Origin of the sequence: Bacillus subtilis subsp. subtilis str. 168, from assembly GCF_000009045.1 — a bacterium.
GTDB classification, from domain to species: Bacteria; Bacillota; Bacilli; order Bacillales; family Bacillaceae; genus Bacillus; species Bacillus subtilis.
Map to the genome: position 1 here is coordinate 3,807,505 of NC_000964.3, position 15,971 is coordinate 3,823,475.

The window sequence follows — 15,971 nt, forward strand, 5'->3', positions numbered from 1 at the left end:
ATCAGGAAGAAAATAGCGAAGCTTTGGGGGGTACAGGTTTCAAAAGATGCACAGAGACCCGCCGGCTCGAGAGACATCGTCGTCATCCGGCAAAAGCAGTACGCATACCCTTCATTCCGATATCAGCTTCTGCAGCCCAATGATTCCTTCTCTGTAAAGCGGCGTCAGCATCTGAAGATCCGCTGTATCAGGTCGGTGAAATACAAAGGCCGCGGCAAACAGGCATAAAGCTGTTTGCCGCCCCTTTCATTATTTGTTCCAGTCTGCCAGGAATTGTTCGATTCCTTTGTCTGTTAACGGGTGTTTAGTGAGCGCATGAATGACTTTCAGCGGCATTGTGCCGATATGAGCCCCTCTAAGAGCAGCTTCTGTCACGTGCTGCGGATGGCGGATTGACGCTGCAATGATTTGCGTGTCAAGGCCGTGAATGTCAAAAATCTGTTTAACTTCTGAAATCAGGTCAAGCCCGTTGTGGCCGATGTCATCTAAACGTCCCAGGAATGGAGATACATATGTTGCCCCCGCTCTGGCAGCAAGAAGCGCCTGGTTGGCATTGAAGATCAATGTAACGTTTGTTTTGATGCCTAAGTCAGTAAGTGCTCTTACCGCTTTTAAACCGTCAGACGTCATTGGGATTTTCACCGTAATGTTCGGAGCGATCTTCGCCAGTTCTTTTCCTTCCTCGATCATTTCCTCAGCTTTCAAAGAAATAACCTCTGCGCTTACAGACCCTTTCACGACGTCTGTGATCTCGCGAAGACGGTCGTGGAATGATACGTTAGCTTCCTTTGCTACTAAACTAGGATTCGTCGTTACACCGGCGAGAATTCCTAATTCATTCGCTTCTCTAATTTCATCGATATTGGCTGTATCAACAAAGAATAACATTTTCAAAAAGCCTCCCTGATTAAGAAATTTTCTGAACTGCGAATATGATTGCGCTTTCTAAAGATAGACGGAAAACCGCCTGTCAAGCTGTCAGGCGGCTATAAAAAGTTCCAATTGAATTAAGCTTGGTTTGAAGAACCAAATTCACGCATTTTACCGATAACTGTTTCTTTGATCGCTTCACGAGCTGGTCCAAGGTATTTACGTGGATCGTACTCGTCAGGCTTAGCTGCCAATGTTTCGCGAACAGCTTTTGCAGAAGAAATTTGGTTTTCAGTATTCACGTTGATTTTAGCTGTACCAAGTGAAATTGATTTTTTGATGTCAGCAGTCGGAATTCCAGTACCGCCGTGAAGAACTAGCGGAAGGCCAGTTGATTTTCCGATCTCTTCCATTTCTTTGAAGCCAAGGTTTGGCTCACCTTTGTAAGGGCCGTGAACAGAACCTAATGCAGGTGCAAGGCAGTCGATGCCAGTGCGCTCAACAAGCTCTTGGCACTCTTTAGGATCAGCGTAGATTACGCCTTCAGCGATAACGTCATCTTCTTGTCCGCCTACTGTTCCAAGCTCAGCTTCTACAGATACTCCGTGGAAATGAGCAAGCTCAACAACTTTAGCAGTTGTTGCTACGTTTTCTTCAAATGGATGGTGAGAAGCGTCGATCATTACAGATGTGAAACCTGCATGAATCGCTTTCGCACAAGATTCAAAGCTTGAACCGTGGTCTAAGTGAATCGCAACAGGAACTGTCACTTTGTACTCTTCCATAAGTGCTTTTACCATAGCAACGACTGTTTTGAAGCCGCCCATGTAGCGTCCCGCACCTTCGGAAACACCAAGGATCACTGGAGATTTTTCTTCTTCAGCTGCTTGTAAAATCGCTTGAGTAAACTCAAGGTTGTTTAAGTTAAATTGTCCTACAGCGTACCCTTTTTCTTTAGCTGTATTCAACATTTCCGTCATAGAAACTAAAGGCATGTCGAATGTCCTCCTTATGTAGCCTGATTGTCTTCTAGCGAAAAAAGCTTTCCACCCTAGCATGACCCATATATTGCTGTCATATGTAAATACTCAGATCGCTTTTTCTCCATAACTAGGATACCAACTTTTCGACAAATCGGCAACATAATGACATGATTCATTTGTTTCTTCTTTTTGTCAGTTAGACTTCAGGGGCAGATATTTTTTGACGGCGTCTCTGATTTCGTCGATGTCAAACGGCTTGGCAAAGTGCGTCAGAGCGCCCAATTCCTTCGATTCCTGGATCATGTCGAGCTCTCCGTATGCCGTCATGATAATGACCCGGATGTTTTCGTCAATGACCTTCATCCGTTTTAAGATTTCGATTCCGTCCATGCCGGGAATTTTCATGTCCAACAGCACAAGGTCGGGCCGTTCTTTTGTCACAATGTCAAGCGCCTGCAGGCCGTTCGCAGCCTGAAACGTCTGGTAGCCTTCTTTATTGAACACTTCATTTAGCAAAATACGAATGCCGTATTGATCATCAACGATTAAAATTTTTTCATTCATCATTTTACACCCCAATATTATGATTTTCGTCAAAAGTAAGCAGTATTGTATGTATTCTGTTTGATTTTCCTATTTCCTTTAATTATAATAGTCTACTTTACGACATTTTCTGAGCATTTTCTCTTTTGTTGTATACTGATATTGTACGTTATAAAGGAGGATTCACTTATGTTGAAAATATTCACGACGCAGTTAACAGGTATTTTTTCCCGCATTCAGGATAAGGAATCTGACGCGATTGAAGATGGGGCGCGGCTGCTTGCTCAAGCGGTGATCAGCGGGCATTCCATTTATTTATACGGAGCGAATGAGCTTCAGGGCGTCTTTTATGAGGCCACCGAAAGCAAAGAACCCTTCCCATCTGTCAAAGCCTTTCCAGAAAACGCTGAGGAAGTGACAGAAAGCGACAGGGTGCTGATGTTTTGCTCAGGGACGGGCACAGCCGAAGAACAGGAGCTCGCAAAAGAGCTTTATGAAAAAGGTGCGGGAGTCGTATGCGTATCGCCCGCAGCCAAAGACAGTGCGGGAATAGAACAGTATTGTGATGTGCATATTGATTCTAAATTAAAAATGCCGCTTGTTCCCGATGAAGACGGCACCCGTTACGGGTTTCCCTCTTTAATGACAGCACTGTATGTCTATCACGCTTTATCGTTTACACTAAAAGAAATTCTGCAAGAGTATGCATAATATCTTATTGTACATGCTGGAACTTGCCGGAAACAAATAAAAAAGACTTGCCCGCTTTTGACAAACGGCAAGTCTTTTTTATTACTTCTGATTTGCAGCTTCGACAGACGCTCCGATAAAGCCTTTGAATAGAGGCTGAGGTCTTGTCGGTCTTGACTTGAACTCTGGGTGGAACTGAGAAGCCACGAACCAAGGGTGGTCTTTCAGCTCGATGATTTCAACAAGGCGTCCATCAGGGCTTGTGCCTGAGAATACGAAGCCTTGCTCTTCCATTTGCTGTCTGAATTCATTGTTAAACTCATAGCGGTGGCGGTGGCGCTCGTACACCACTTCATCCTGATACACTTCAAAGGCTTTCGTGCCTTCTTCAAGCTTACAAGGGTAAAGGCCGAGACGAAGCGTTCCCCCAAGATCCTCAACATCCTTTTGTTCAGGAAGAAGATCAATGATCGGGTATTGAGTTGACGGATCAATTTCCGCTGAGTGAGCGCCTTTTAAGCCCAATACGTTTCGTGCGTATTCAATAGACGCCACCTGCATGCCCAAGCAAATGCCCAAGAACGGAATGTTGTTTTCGCGCGCGTATTTTGTCGCGACGATTTTCCCTTCAACACCGCGGTCTCCGAATCCGCCCGGCACAATGATGCCGTCTGTTCCGCTTGTGAGTTCTGCGATATTGTTTTCTGTCACTTCTTCCGCGTTGATCCACTTCACTTTTACATCTGTGTCAAACGCATAGCCCGCATGGCGGAGAGACTCGACAACAGAAATGTATGCGTCAGGAAGCTCAACGTATTTGCCGACAAGGCCGATTGTAATCGTTTGAGACAGGTTGCTGACTTTGTTAACAAGCTCTTTCCACTCGGACATTTCCGCTTCTTTGCATGCCAATTTCATGTGCTCGCAAACAAGCTTATCAAGCCCTTGTTTTTGAAGCTCCAGCGGAATGGAGTAAAGGTTGTCCGCATCTTCACATTCAATAACCGCTTTTGTATCGATGTCGCAGAAAAGCGCGATTTTATCTTTCATATCTTGAGAAATCGGCATTTCTGTACGAACGACGATGATGTTTGGCTGAATGCCCAAGCTGCGCAATTCTTTTACGCTGTGCTGTGTCGGTTTTGTTTTTAATTCGCCAGCAGCTTTAATGTAAGGCACGAGCGTACAGTGGATGTACATTACGTTTTCACGGCCGATGTCGCTCTTCATTTGGCGGATCGCTTCAAGGAATGGCAGTGATTCGATGTCTCCGACAGTACCGCCGATTTCTGTAATGACAACATCTGCGTTTGTCTCTTTCCCTGCGCGGTAAACACGGTCTTTCAATTCGTTTGTGATGTGCGGAATGACCTGTACGGTTCCTCCAAGGTAATCTCCGCGGCGTTCTTTTTTAAGAACTGTTGAATAGATTTTACCTGTTGTCACGTTGCTGAATTTATTCAGGTTAATGTCGATAAAACGCTCATAGTGACCAAGGTCCAAGTCTGTTTCAGCGCCGTCATCCGTTACGAATACTTCACCGTGCTGGTACGGGCTCATTGTTCCCGGGTCAACGTTGATGTATGGATCGAATTTTTGAATCGTCACGTTCAGTCCGCGGTTTTTCAGCAAACGCCCTAATGAAGCTGCTACAATACCCTTTCCAAGTGAGGATACAACTCCCCCGGTTACAAAAATATATTTCGTCATTTCGTTTGCTCCTCTCTTCGCTCTTAGCTACATTTTTAAAATGTACTATTTTATAAAAAATCATTTAGCCTTTTAAATGATTTATAAGAAAAATGAGGGGTGAAAATAAGAAAGCTCCCTTTCAATTTCTTGAAAGGGAGCATAACGTACTATGTTCTCTCTTCGTTTTTGAAGAGCCCAAAATACATACTACATAGTTCGACTATGAAAGTCAAGATCGTTTTGAAGATGAAATCTGATACTATTTAATTTCCTCTTCTTCATCATCATAGTCTTCATCATCTTCATCAATAATATCTTCTTCGATCTCAAGATCATCGTCGTCTTCATCAAGATCTTCTTCGTCAAAATCGTCGGCTTCAAGATCGAGTTCTTCCTCAACTTCATCCAAATCAAGGTCGTCTTCGTCGATCTCTTCAAACTCGTCAAGATCAAGATCTTCTTCGACTGCTTTCTTCGCTTTTTTCTTTTTCGCCTTGACTGTCGGCTGAGTTTCTTCATCAAGCTGATCATAAGGATACCAGCTGCGAAGCCCCCACGTCTGGTCAGAAAGCGCCAGGAAGCGGCCGTCAATGTTTAAATCTGTATAAAATTGAGCAATGCGGTCTCCAAGCTCTTCTTTTTTCACGCCGAGCAAAGATGCGATTTCATTTAAAAGCTCCTGAAAAGGAACTGGTTTTTTATGTTCTTCAAATAATTCGTGAGCGATTTCAACTAAAGCCATTTCCTTTAGCTCTTCCTGTGAATATTGTTTGATACCCAAGGTCGGACACTCCCTTTCTATTACTTATATGTATCTGTTTTATCAATAATGAAAGCGATTTTGTATCGTTCTTATACAAACCATACCTCTCATTATAAACAAAATAAAACAGAATATGCTACCCTTAACAGCGTTAATTTAAATAATTTTACAAGAGTGATCCGACTGAGAGATGTTTTCCGTTAATCCGCGAGCATTCTGGAGATGACCAGTCTTTGAATTTCTTGAGTGCCTTCATAGATTTGCGTGATTTTTGCATCACGCATATAGCGTTCTACCGGATAATCTTTTGTATAGCCGTAGCCGCCGAAAATCTGCACGGCTTCGGTCGTTACCTTCATCGCCGTATCCCCAGCCATCAGTTTGGACATGGCGGAAGCTTTTCCATATGGAAGGCCCGATGATTCTAACCATGCAGCCTGATAGGTCAGTAGCCTTGAAGCTTCTATCATTGTCGCCATATCCGCGAGTTTAAAAGCGATGCCCTGCTGCTCGGCGATCGATTTTCCGAATTGCTTTCGCTCTTTTGCATATTGAAGCGCCGCATCAAGCGCTCCTTGGGCGATGCCTACAGCTTGTGCAGCTATGCCGTTTCTGCCTCCGTCAAGCGTCTTCATCGCGATTTTGAAGCCTTCTCCTTCTTCTCCGAGACGCTTTGATGCGGGCACTACACAATCTTCGAACATGATTTCCGTTGTCGGTGAAGAACGGATGCCCAGCTTCTTTTCTTTCTTGCCTGTAAAAAATCCTTCAAAATCCTTTTCTACTATAAAAGCGGTAACGCCTTTTTTCTTTTTCTCGGGATCGGTGACGGCAAAAACAATGTAAATATCAGCAACGCCGCCGTTTGTGATAAACACTTTGGAACCATTTAACACATAGTCATCGCCGATTCGTTCAGCAGTTGTTTTCATGCTGCCGGCGTCAGAGCCAGACCCTGCTTCGGTCAAAGCGAATGCGCCGATTTTCTCTCCGAGAGCCAGCTGTGTTAAGTACTCTGTCTTCTGTTCCTCTGTCCCAAAGGCAAACAGCGGCCAGCTGCAAAGAGAGATATGGGCGGAAAGCGTCACACCGGTGGAGGCGCACACTTTTGACAGCTCTTCCACCGCGATGACGTAGGCTAAATAGTCACTTCCAATTCCGCCGTAATCTTCAGGCCATGGAATTCCCGTCAGGCCCAGATTTGCCATTTCCCGAAACAGCTCGCGATCGAAGCGTTCTTGTTCGTCCCGTTCAGCCGCTGTCGGGGCCACCTCATGCTTCGCAAAATCGCGCACCAATTTTCGTATCATCTCATGTTCTTCTGATAATGAAAAATTCATTGCTTCTCCCCCATTTTCAGATCAGCGCCTAAAACGGATTGAGCCAGAAGCTCGACGACGTCGTACGTTTTGACTTGGTCTTCGGCTTCCTTCGCCTTTGTGCCGTCCCCAAGCATCGTGAGACAATACGGACAGCCAGAACTGATCACCGATGGGTTGACTGCGAGCGCTTGCTCTGTCCTGGCGACGTTAATCCTGTTGCCTGTTTCTTCCTCCATCCACATTAATCCCCCGCCGGCTCCGCAGCACATGCCGGTTTCCCGGCTTCTCTCCATTTCAACAAGCTGCACGCCCGGAATGGCTTTCAAAATCTCTCTCGGCGGATCATAGACTTCATTGTACCGGCCCAAATAGCACGAATCATGGAAGGTAATCGTCTCATGAAGCGGGTGCTGCGGTCTTAATTTTCCGTTTTTCACAAGCTCGGCCAGCACTTCTGTATGATGATAAACCTCGCCTTCAAATCCGAAATCCGGATATTCGTTTTTAAATAAATTGTATGCATGGGGATCGATCGTAACGATTTTTTTGACATCATTTTTTTCAAATTCAGAAATATTCTTCTCAGCCAGCTCTTGGAACAAAAATTCATTTCCGAGGCGGCGCGGCGTGTCTCCTGAATTTTTTTCTTTATTGCCGAGAATCGCGAAGGACACGCCCGCGTGATTGAGCAGCTTGGCAAAGGAAATTGCGATTTTCTGGCTTCTGTTGTCGTAAGACCCCATGGAGCCTACCCAGAAAAGGTACTCAAATTCTTTTCCTTCTTTTTTCATTTCTTTTACAGTCGGAATCTCAGCATCCGGCGCCTCGTCACGCCAATTTTCACGTTCCTTGCGGTTGAGTCCCCACGGATTCCCTTGCCGCTCAATACTTGTCATTGCGCGCTGGGCGTCACTGTCCATTTTTCCTTCTGTCAGTACGAGGTAGCGGCGGAGGTCGATGATTTTATCCACGTGCTCATTCATGACCGGGCATTGATCCTCACAGTTCCGGCAAGTGGTGCATGCCCAAATTTCTTCCTCTGTGATGACGTCGCCGATCAAGCTTGGATTGTAATCAAGCGCCGCTGCGGCTTCCTGCGATCCGCTGCCCGCTGACGCCGCAGCCAGCTGATTGCCTCTCGTATGCCGAAACGCTGCTGCGGGCACCCATGGGGAGCGCGAGGTGACGGCAGCGCCTTTTTCCGTGAGATGGTCTCTGAGACGCAAAATCAAGTCCATCGGAGAAAGCATTTTTCCGGTGCCTGTTGCAGGACACATATTGGTACAGCGGCCGCACTCGACACACGCGTATAGATCAAGCAGCTGAGACTGTCTGAAATCCTCAATTTTTCCCGCTCCGTAGCTTTCTTTCGTTTCGTCGGTAAAATCAATTTTTTCAAGTTTTCCGGCAGATTCCATTCGATTGAAAAAGACGTTTGCCGGGCCGGCGATTAAATGGGCATGCTTTGACTGAGGCACGTACACTAAAAAGCTAAGCAAGAATAGGAGATGGATCCACCATGCGATATAGAAAATCACCGCCGCGCCTGTTTTCCCGACACCGCTAAGCATAAACGCAATACCTGAGGCAATTGGCTCGCTCCAAGAAAGCCCATGCTCATGCCAAATCAGATTCATCCCGTTCCCAAGCAGAACGGTCAGCATTAATCCTCCGATAAAAATGAGAACGAGTCCGGCTTTGAAACCGCGTTTCAGCCTCACGAGCTTTTCGATATAACGTCTGTAGAATGCCCACCCAACAGCAATTAAAATGAGAAACGTAACAATTTCCTGAAAAAAGGTGAAGGCGGGATAGACCGGGCCAAGCGACAGATTCCGGCCGGGAGCCAGTCCTTTGATGATAAAGTCAATTGCTCCGAACTGAACCAATATAAATCCGTAGAAAAACATGACGTGAATGATTCCGCTTTTCTTGTCCTTGAGCAGTTTTTTCTGTCCGAATACATTCACCCATATGGCGTGAAGCCGTTCCTTGAACCGTTGATCAAATTGTTCTTTCTGGCCGAGCTTGATGTAGGCCAGTCTCGTTTTGACCAAGTAAACAAACAAATAGACAGCGTAAGCGGTTACAATCAGAAATAATAATGCATTTGCGATGAGAAAGCCGCTCATTCCAATTCCCCCTTTTTACTGATAAAGACCGCGATCCCCTACCCCCGAATCTGTATAAGATTATCTTTATGATAAATAATGAATGAGTGTTCAGTCAATAATTAAATTCCTGCTGTTCGGGCACACTACCTTTACTACGGAAAGGAGTGCCGGTATGAAGGTATTTATCGTGATTATGATCATTGTCGTTATTTTCTTTGCCTTGATTCTGCTTGATATCTTCATGGGCCGTGCCGGATACAGAAAAAAGGCGTACGAGCCTGTTTTTTCAAAAAAGAAGAGTGACATCGAATTGATCCACTGCGGCGCTGATCTCGTTGAGCGGATGATGAATGATATTCGCCAGGCCGCCTCTTCTGTTCACATGATGTTTTTTATTATGAAAAATGATGAGGTCAGCCACAATATGTATACCTTGCTGAAAACAAAAGCCCAAGCTGGCGTATCCGTTTATTTGCTTCTGGATTGGGCGGGCTGCCGGGCAATTAAAAAAACGGCGCTTCAGACGATGAAAAATGCCGGCGTCCATGTCCATGTGATGAATCGTCCCCGTTTTCCTTTTTTCTTTTTTCACATGCAAAAACGGAATCACCGGAAGATTACGGTGATAGACGGAAAAATCGGTTATATCGGCGGGTTTAATATCGCCGAAGAATATCTTGGAAAGAAGGCGAAGTTCGGCAATTGGGAGGATTATCATCTGCGCATGATCGGAGAAGGCGTACATGATCTTCAAACGCTTTTTGCTTCTGATCTAAAACGAAATACCGGAATCGAACTGGGTTCGGATGTTTGGCCAAAGCTTCAGCAAGGGACTATTTCTCACAAGATCTATGCGACCGACGGTTATTCCCTTGAAAACATATACTTGGCCAACATTGCCCAAGCGAAGAATCGCCTTACGGTTTGCACGCCTTATTACATTCCATCAAAACCGCTTCAAGAGGCCCTTATTAACGCAAGAAAAAACGGCGTATCCGTGAGAATCATTGTACCGATGAAATCAGACCATCCGCTGGTACGAGAAGCGGCTTTTACGTATTATTCGGAGCTCTTGGATGCCGGCTGTCTTATTTATCGTTATTATCAAGGGTTTTATCATGTAAAAGCCCTCATCATAGACGACCATCTCAGCATTATCGGAACAGCCAACTTCGATAAACGGAGCCTGTTCTTAAATGAAGAGGTGAATGTTGAAATTGATGACGAAGCGTTTACAAGTGAAGTCTATGCCACAATTGAGGAGGATATGAAAAAGTCGGAGCTGCTGACGATGGAGGATTTCAGCAAGCGCACATTCAGGCAGCGCCCGGCGGAATGGCTCGGCAGGGCATTATCTTATTTCTTATAAAGGAGAGTTCCTATGATTTTCAGATTCGGGTTCGTTTCAAATGCGATGAGCCTTTGGGATGCGTCTCCCGCTAAAACATTGACATTCGCGCGTTATTCAAAGCTTTCAAAGACTGAAAGAAAAGAAGCGCTTCTGACTGTGACAAAAGCCAATTTGCGCAATACGATGAGAACCCTTCACTATATCATCGGCCACGGCATTCCTTTGTACCGTTTTTCCAGTTCGATTGTGCCGCTGGCTACGCATCCCGACGTGATGTGGGATTTTGTAACACCGTTTCAAAAAGAGTTTCGGGAGATTGGAGAGCTTGTTAAAACCCATCAACTGCGAACAAGCTTTCATCCAAATCAATTCACTCTGTTTACGAGCCCGAAGGAATCCGTCACAAAAAATGCGGTAACAGATATGGCGTATCACTACCGCATGCTTGAGGCCATGGGCATTGCTGATCGCTCCGTTATCAACATTCATATTGGCGGCGCTTACGGAAATAAAGACACCGCCACTGCACAATTTCATCAAAATATAAAACAGCTGCCGCAGGAGATCAAAGAGCGGATGACACTTGAAAATGATGATAAAACATATACAACGGAAGAAACGCTTCAGGTCTGTGAGCAGGAGGATGTTCCGTTTGTCTTTGACTTTCATCATTTTTACGCCAATCCAGACGATCACGCCGACCTGAATGTAGCACTGCCCCGCATGATCAAAACGTGGGAGCGGATCGGCCTTCAGCCAAAGGTTCACTTGTCTTCCCCAAAATCGGAGCAAGCGATACGCAGCCACGCCGATTATGTTGACGCCAACTTTTTGCTGCCACTGTTGGAACGCTTTAGGCAATGGGGAACTAATATTGATTTCATGATTGAAGCAAAGCAGAAAGACAAGGCGCTTCTCCGCTTGATGGATGAATTAAGCTCCATCCGCGGTGTCAAACGCATCGGGGGCGGTGCGCTGCAATGGAAGTCATAAATGTGCAAAAATAGGTTTACGACTTGTCAGCTTTGGGAACTTAGGCTATATAAGACAACAATCGATGGAGGAGAAAGATCATGAAAAATATCAAGTCTCTGAAAGTAGCCGCACAGGCCTTTACTTTAAGAAATTTGATTCATCTTTATAAAATGTGCCATTCCGGAAGCCACGAGGTTTATATTTATTCAAAGAAAACGATGTGCAAAATCAAAAGCTTAATTGAGCTTGAAACGTTCCGCATGGCTCATAATGAAAAGGAATATCTGATCGTAGTTGAAGGAACAAAAGCATCACAGCTCATTGAAAAATTCCAAAATCTCATCGAGCCTGCTGAGAGAGAAGCGCTCTAACTTACATACAAAAAAGGATAGACATCTGTCTATCCTTTTTCTTATGCTCTTACATAATGGAGCTGAACCGCTTGTCCAAATTGTTTTGTCCCTTTTAACCGCAGTTTTGTTTCATTTGTTAGTTCGTGAAACAGCGGGATGCCGCTTCCTAAAACGACGGGAATAACAGTGATGATGAATTCGTCGATGGCATCTTCTTTCATAAAGTCATTCACAAGCTCTGCCCCGCCAGCTATCCAGATGTTTGAGCCTTTTTCCTGTTTCAAACGGGCAGTGAAGGCTCTGGCTCCCTCATTGATAAACGTCACATGTTCATCTTGATAACTGTCGGGCGATCCTGTAAAAACATAGCAGGTTTTATCCTGATACGGGAAAACCGGTGTTAGCACTTTAACGTGCTCATATGTGCTCCGCCCTAAAATGACTGTATCAACAGTCTGATAAAAATCACTGTAGCCGTTGTCACCTTCACCTTCAAATTCATCCAGCCAATCGATGCTTCCATCTTCTTTTGCGATCATCCCGTCCAATGAAACAGCAATGTACAGCACAGTTTTTCTTTCCATGTTCTCCTCCTATCGATGCACCATTTGCCCGAATTGCGCTTGATGCAGCCTGCTGTATAGGCCTCCGGCTTCGATCAGGTCTTGATGACGGCCTTGTTCTTCAATACCGTTGTTTGTGACGACTACAATTCTGTCCGCGTCTTTGATTGTTGCCAGCCTGTGGGCGATGACAAGCGTCGTGCGCCCCTCAGACAACTCTTGAAGCGCCTTTTGGATCGCCGCTTCCGTCTCTGTATCAAGGGCTGAGGTGGCTTCGTCGAGAATCAAGATCGACGGATTTTTCAAGAACATCCTTGCAATTGACAGACGCTGTTTTTGCCCGCCGGAAAGCTTCACGCCGCGTTCGCCAATCATAGTATCCAACCCATCGGGCATGTTATGGACGAGCTCTTCCAGATGCGCCTGCTTCACAGCTTGCCAAATGTCTTCTTCTGATGCGCCTAGTCGGCCGTAGGCGATATTTTCTCTAAGCGTGCCCGAGAATAAGAAAACGTCCTGCTGCACGACGCCAATCTGCCCGCGCAACGAAGAAAGCGTCATGTCTTTTATACTGATGCCGTCAATCGTAATGTCGCCCTCCGATGCTTCATAAAAACGCGGAAGCAGACTGCAAAGCGTTGATTTCCCAGCACCTGACGGACCGACGAACGCCACCGTTTCCCCCGCTTGAATGGATAGGTTGATGTCATTGAGGACATTGTGATGGTCATCATAGCCAAACGAAACATGTTTATAGCGGATATTGCCCTTCAGGCCGGAAACATCTTTCGAATCAGGTGAGTCCTGAATATCCGGCTCTGTCTCCATGAGCTCCATATAGCTTTTGAAACCCGCGATCCCCCTCGGATACATTTCGATAATGGCATTAATTTTGTCAATAGGCCTGAACAGCACATTCGTCAAGAGTACAAACGCCACAAATTCCCCGTACGATAAGGAGCCGCGAATGACAAACCACGTCCCGCACAAAAGGACAAACAGCGTGACAAACCGGGTCAGCATATAGCTGATTGAACCGTTTTTCGCCATGATTTTGTAGGAAGAAAGCTTTGTGACACGAAAACGCTGGTTGTTGACGGCGAAGCGTTCTTTTTCAAATGCTTCATTTCCGAACGCCTGCACAAGCCGGATGCCGCCGATGTTATTTTCTACACGCGCGCTGAAGTCTCCGATATCCTTGTTCAGCGTGGTAAATGCTTTGGTCATTTTTTTGTTGAAATAAAGCGCTAGCCAAATGACGATCGGCATAATGATAAACGTTAATAAAGCAAGCTGCCAGTTAATAAACAGCATCACTCCGAACGCCCCGAGAATGGTCATGACCGCAATGAATAAGTCTTCCGGTCCGTGATGGGCGACTTCACCGATATACATTAAATCGTTCGTGAGCTTCGACATCAGCGTTCCCGTCTTGTTGTTGTCGTAAAATTTGAACGAGAGCTTTTGCAAATGGTCAAAAAGCGACTTTCTCATATCAGTCTCAATATTGATACCAAGCATGTGTCCCCAGTAGGTCACGATATACTGAAGAGCCGAGCTGAGCGCGTACACCGCAAATAACCCGATTGAGGTCGCGATGATCAGTCCCCAGTCCCTGCCCGGCAGCAAGGTATCAATAAAATAATTGACGATCAAAGGAAAACTCAGCTCCATTAAACCTCCCGCGATCGCTGAGAAAAAGTCGAGAAAGAACAACGTTTTATATGGTTTATAATATGAAAAAAATTGCCGCAGCACCCTATCTTCCCCCAATGTATAAATAACTGATAATATTTCTCAATTATACTATACACGGGCTGTTTTGTAAGATCAGATTTCTTTTTTCTTACAGAACACCTGAAAACAGGCGGGCAAACGACTCTTTTGTCCGGTCAGCCACACCTCTTTTATAAAAGCCGACAGGGCTGAGCTTTTCACTTTCCTGCATATCCTCTTCAAAATGGGCCTCAAGGGTTCGGATCGCTTCGGCATCCGTGAAGAACACATTCACTTCAAAGTTGAGCTGAAAGCTGCGCATGTCCATATTCGCGGTACCGACGGAGGCGAGATCGCCATCAATGATCATGACTTTTTGATGCATGAAGCCTTTTTGGTAGGAGTACACTTCAATGCCCTCAAGGAGCAGCTCCGGGAAATAGGACCTCGACGCGTATTGGGTCAAAAAGCTGTCGTTCTTCTCCGGCACCATAACCCTTACCTCTACCCCCTTTGTCGCCGCTGCTTTTAGCGCCGTGCGAATGGATTCATTGGGGACAAAATAGGGCGTGGCGATCCATATTGATTTCTGCGCTGAAGAAATCATTTCATAATAAAGGTCGCTCATGCTTTCCTTCATGTCAGGGCCTGTCGCGACAATTTGATAAATGCCTCCTCCTTCCACGGGAACCGGGGTATTGTACTCCTCTTGATCAATTAGCACTTCATTGGAGACATATTCCCAATCCAGCATAAAGATAGCGTGGAGCGTTTGCACAATTTCCCCCTCAAGCCGCAGGTGTGTATCTCTCCAAAATCCGATGTACGGATCTCTGCTGATATATTCCTTCCCGACATTTAATCCACCCACAAAACCGGTTTTCCCATCGATGATCACGATTTTCCGGTGATTTCTGAAATTCAGCTTCTGGTTGAAAAACCCGTATTTCAGCGGAGAAAACGGGACGATGTCCACCCCCGCTTGTTTCATTCTCATAATATCTCTTCTTGCCAGCTTCATGCTTCCTGCCGCATCGTATAAAAACCTCACCTCGACACCCTGGCGCGCTTTCTCCATCATAATATCCATCATGCCGCGTCCGAGCATGTCTGATTTAAACATGTAGTATTCAATATGTATGTAAGATTCCGCTTTTCTCATTGCTTTGAAAATGTCCGGGAAGGTTTCTTCGCCGTTTTTCAGCACTTTGATGTTGCTTTTCGTATTGATATTCATATGGGCAGCCCTGATGGAATATGTAAAGAACCTCTCTTGATTGTCCTTCAGCCCTGTCACTTCGGGCGTTTCCTCCTTGTCAAACAGCTTCCTGAGCTTTTCCCTGTTGTACATTCGTTTTGTCTTAAACAGCTTTCCCTTTACATAAAGCTGTCCCGAAAACAGATAAAACACGTAGCCGACGATTGGAAAAAAGACAAGAATATGGATCCATAGCAGCGTGTGCTGCGAGGTGCGGTTTTCAAGAATTAATGAATAGATGCTGAACAAAATAATGCTTATATAGCAAAGCAATCCTCCGTAAAACTCAAGTCTGGAAACCGGAAAAAACCAAATGACATATGCCCCGATGAGCATCATATATAAAAAGAAAAATTCCAGTCTCCTTTTCAGCATCCTGATTCTCTCCAATCTGATTCAATTACCTCTGTATTACCTCTTTTTTCTAATCGATAAACCTTGTAAGTAAAAAACCTCTCCGCCAAAGGAGGAGAGGTTTAGAGAAAACTAACTGTCACGGAATTCATCCGCATCGTTTCTGCAGAAATAAAGCAAGACTATTGGCAACGCCGAGTGACAACATGAGCGGCAAGCTGAACCCGCTCAGCACTCCGGCAAGCGCCGAAAAGAAGGCGGCGCTGTGACTGCAAATACGGTGGATAGAGTAAATTTGATACCCATTCTGATGAGAGAAAATATATAAAACGGGAAATTGATCAGAAAGATATAAGGAGTTAGTCAGGCTGAATCATAATCTGGCTGTTCCGCCGGTTTAAAATGAGTAAAATCCTTGATGTTA

14 protein-coding genes are annotated in these 15,971 nt (G+C 45.3%); 4 read left to right on the top strand and 10 right to left on the bottom strand.

Annotated features, from left to right (window positions below; all coding sequences use genetic code 11):
- Positions 1–249: 249 nt before the first annotated feature.
- From tal to spo0F, 3 genes are all read right to left on the bottom strand, one after another.
- On the bottom strand, positions 250–888 hold the full coding sequence (gene tal / locus BSU_37110; RefSeq protein ID NP_391592.3) for a transaldolase: 639 nt from the start codon (positions 886–888) through the stop codon (positions 250–252).
- A gap of 119 nt (positions 889–1,007) precedes the next feature.
- On the bottom strand, positions 1,008–1,865 hold the full coding sequence (fbaA, locus tag BSU_37120; RefSeq protein NP_391593.1) for a fructose-1,6-bisphosphate aldolase: 858 nt from the start codon (positions 1,863–1,865) through the stop codon (positions 1,008–1,010).
- A gap of 180 nt (positions 1,866–2,045) precedes the next feature.
- Complete coding sequence (gene spo0F / locus BSU_37130) at positions 2,046–2,420, bottom strand: two-component response regulator of sporulation initiation (RefSeq protein NP_391594.1); 375 nt, start codon at positions 2,418–2,420, stop codon at positions 2,046–2,048.
- Positions 2,421–2,585: 165 nt separating this feature from the next.
- On the opposite strand from spo0F, the gene ywjG reads away from it, so the two are divergent.
- Entirely contained in the window at positions 2,586–3,107 is a 522-nt protein-coding gene (gene ywjG / locus BSU_37140; protein ID NP_391595.1) for a hypothetical protein, read from the top strand.
- 81 nt (positions 3,108–3,188) lie between these two features.
- Here the strand turns inward: ywjG and pyrG are convergent, their stop codons facing one another.
- The 4 genes from pyrG to fadF all read right to left on the bottom strand — a co-directional run bounded on the left by pyrG (position 3,189) and on the right by fadF (position 8,995).
- Positions 3,189–4,796 (bottom strand): CTP synthetase, encoded by a 1,608-nt coding sequence (gene pyrG / locus BSU_37150; protein ID NP_391596.1) that lies wholly within the window; start codon positions 4,794–4,796, stop codon positions 3,189–3,191.
- A 241-nt stretch (positions 4,797–5,037) separates the two neighbouring features.
- Complete coding sequence (gene rpoE / locus BSU_37160; RefSeq protein NP_391597.1) at positions 5,038–5,559, bottom strand: RNA polymerase (delta subunit) and transcriptional repressor; 522 nt, start codon at positions 5,557–5,559, stop codon at positions 5,038–5,040.
- Positions 5,560–5,741: 182 nt separating this feature from the next.
- A complete protein-coding gene (acdA, locus tag BSU_37170) occupies positions 5,742–6,881 on the bottom strand; it encodes an acyl-CoA dehydrogenase (protein ID NP_391598.1) in 1,140 nt (379 codons plus the stop codon).
- Positions 6,878–8,995: a putative iron-sulphur-binding reductase gene (fadF, locus tag BSU_37180; protein ID NP_391599.1), complete on the bottom strand. Its 2,118-nt coding sequence runs from the start codon at positions 8,993–8,995 to the stop codon at positions 6,878–6,880. Before fadF ends, acdA begins: the two co-directional genes overlap by 4 nt.
- A gap of 154 nt (positions 8,996–9,149) precedes the next feature.
- Here fadF and clsB point away from each other — a divergent pair, with 154 nt between their 5' ends.
- The 3 genes from clsB to ywjC all read left to right on the top strand — a co-directional run bounded on the left by clsB (position 9,150) and on the right by ywjC (position 11,674).
- Positions 9,150–10,346, top strand: coding sequence for a minor cardiolipin synthetase (phospholipase D family) (clsB, locus tag BSU_37190; protein NP_391600.1), 1,197 nt, complete (start codon positions 9,150–9,152; stop codon positions 10,344–10,346).
- Between the two features lie 12 nt (positions 10,347–10,358).
- Positions 10,359–11,321 (top strand): UV DNA damage repair endonuclease, encoded by a 963-nt coding sequence (gene uvsE, locus BSU_37200; RefSeq protein NP_391601.1) that lies wholly within the window; start codon positions 10,359–10,361, stop codon positions 11,319–11,321.
- A gap of 80 nt (positions 11,322–11,401) precedes the next feature.
- The gene (gene ywjC / locus BSU_37210; RefSeq protein NP_391602.1) at positions 11,402–11,674 is read left to right on the top strand and encodes a hypothetical protein; all 273 of its coding nucleotides are present in this window, start codon (positions 11,402–11,404) and stop codon (positions 11,672–11,674) included.
- A 41-nt stretch (positions 11,675–11,715) separates the two neighbouring features.
- On the opposite strand, the gene ywjB is transcribed toward ywjC, so the two are convergent.
- From ywjB to clsC, 3 genes are all read right to left on the bottom strand, one after another.
- A complete protein-coding gene (ywjB, locus tag BSU_37220) occupies positions 11,716–12,240 on the bottom strand; it encodes a putative oxidoreductase (RefSeq protein NP_391603.1) in 525 nt (174 codons plus the stop codon).
- Between the two features lie 9 nt (positions 12,241–12,249).
- Positions 12,250–13,977, bottom strand: coding sequence for a putative ABC lipid transporter (ATP-binding protein) (gene ywjA, locus BSU_37230; RefSeq protein ID NP_391604.1), 1,728 nt, complete (start codon positions 13,975–13,977; stop codon positions 12,250–12,252).
- An 88-nt stretch (positions 13,978–14,065) separates the two neighbouring features.
- Positions 14,066–15,568: a minor cardiolipin synthetase gene (gene clsC / locus BSU_37240; RefSeq protein NP_391605.1), complete on the bottom strand. Its 1,503-nt coding sequence runs from the start codon at positions 15,566–15,568 to the stop codon at positions 14,066–14,068.
- Between the last annotated feature and the right edge of the window lie 403 nt (positions 15,569–15,971).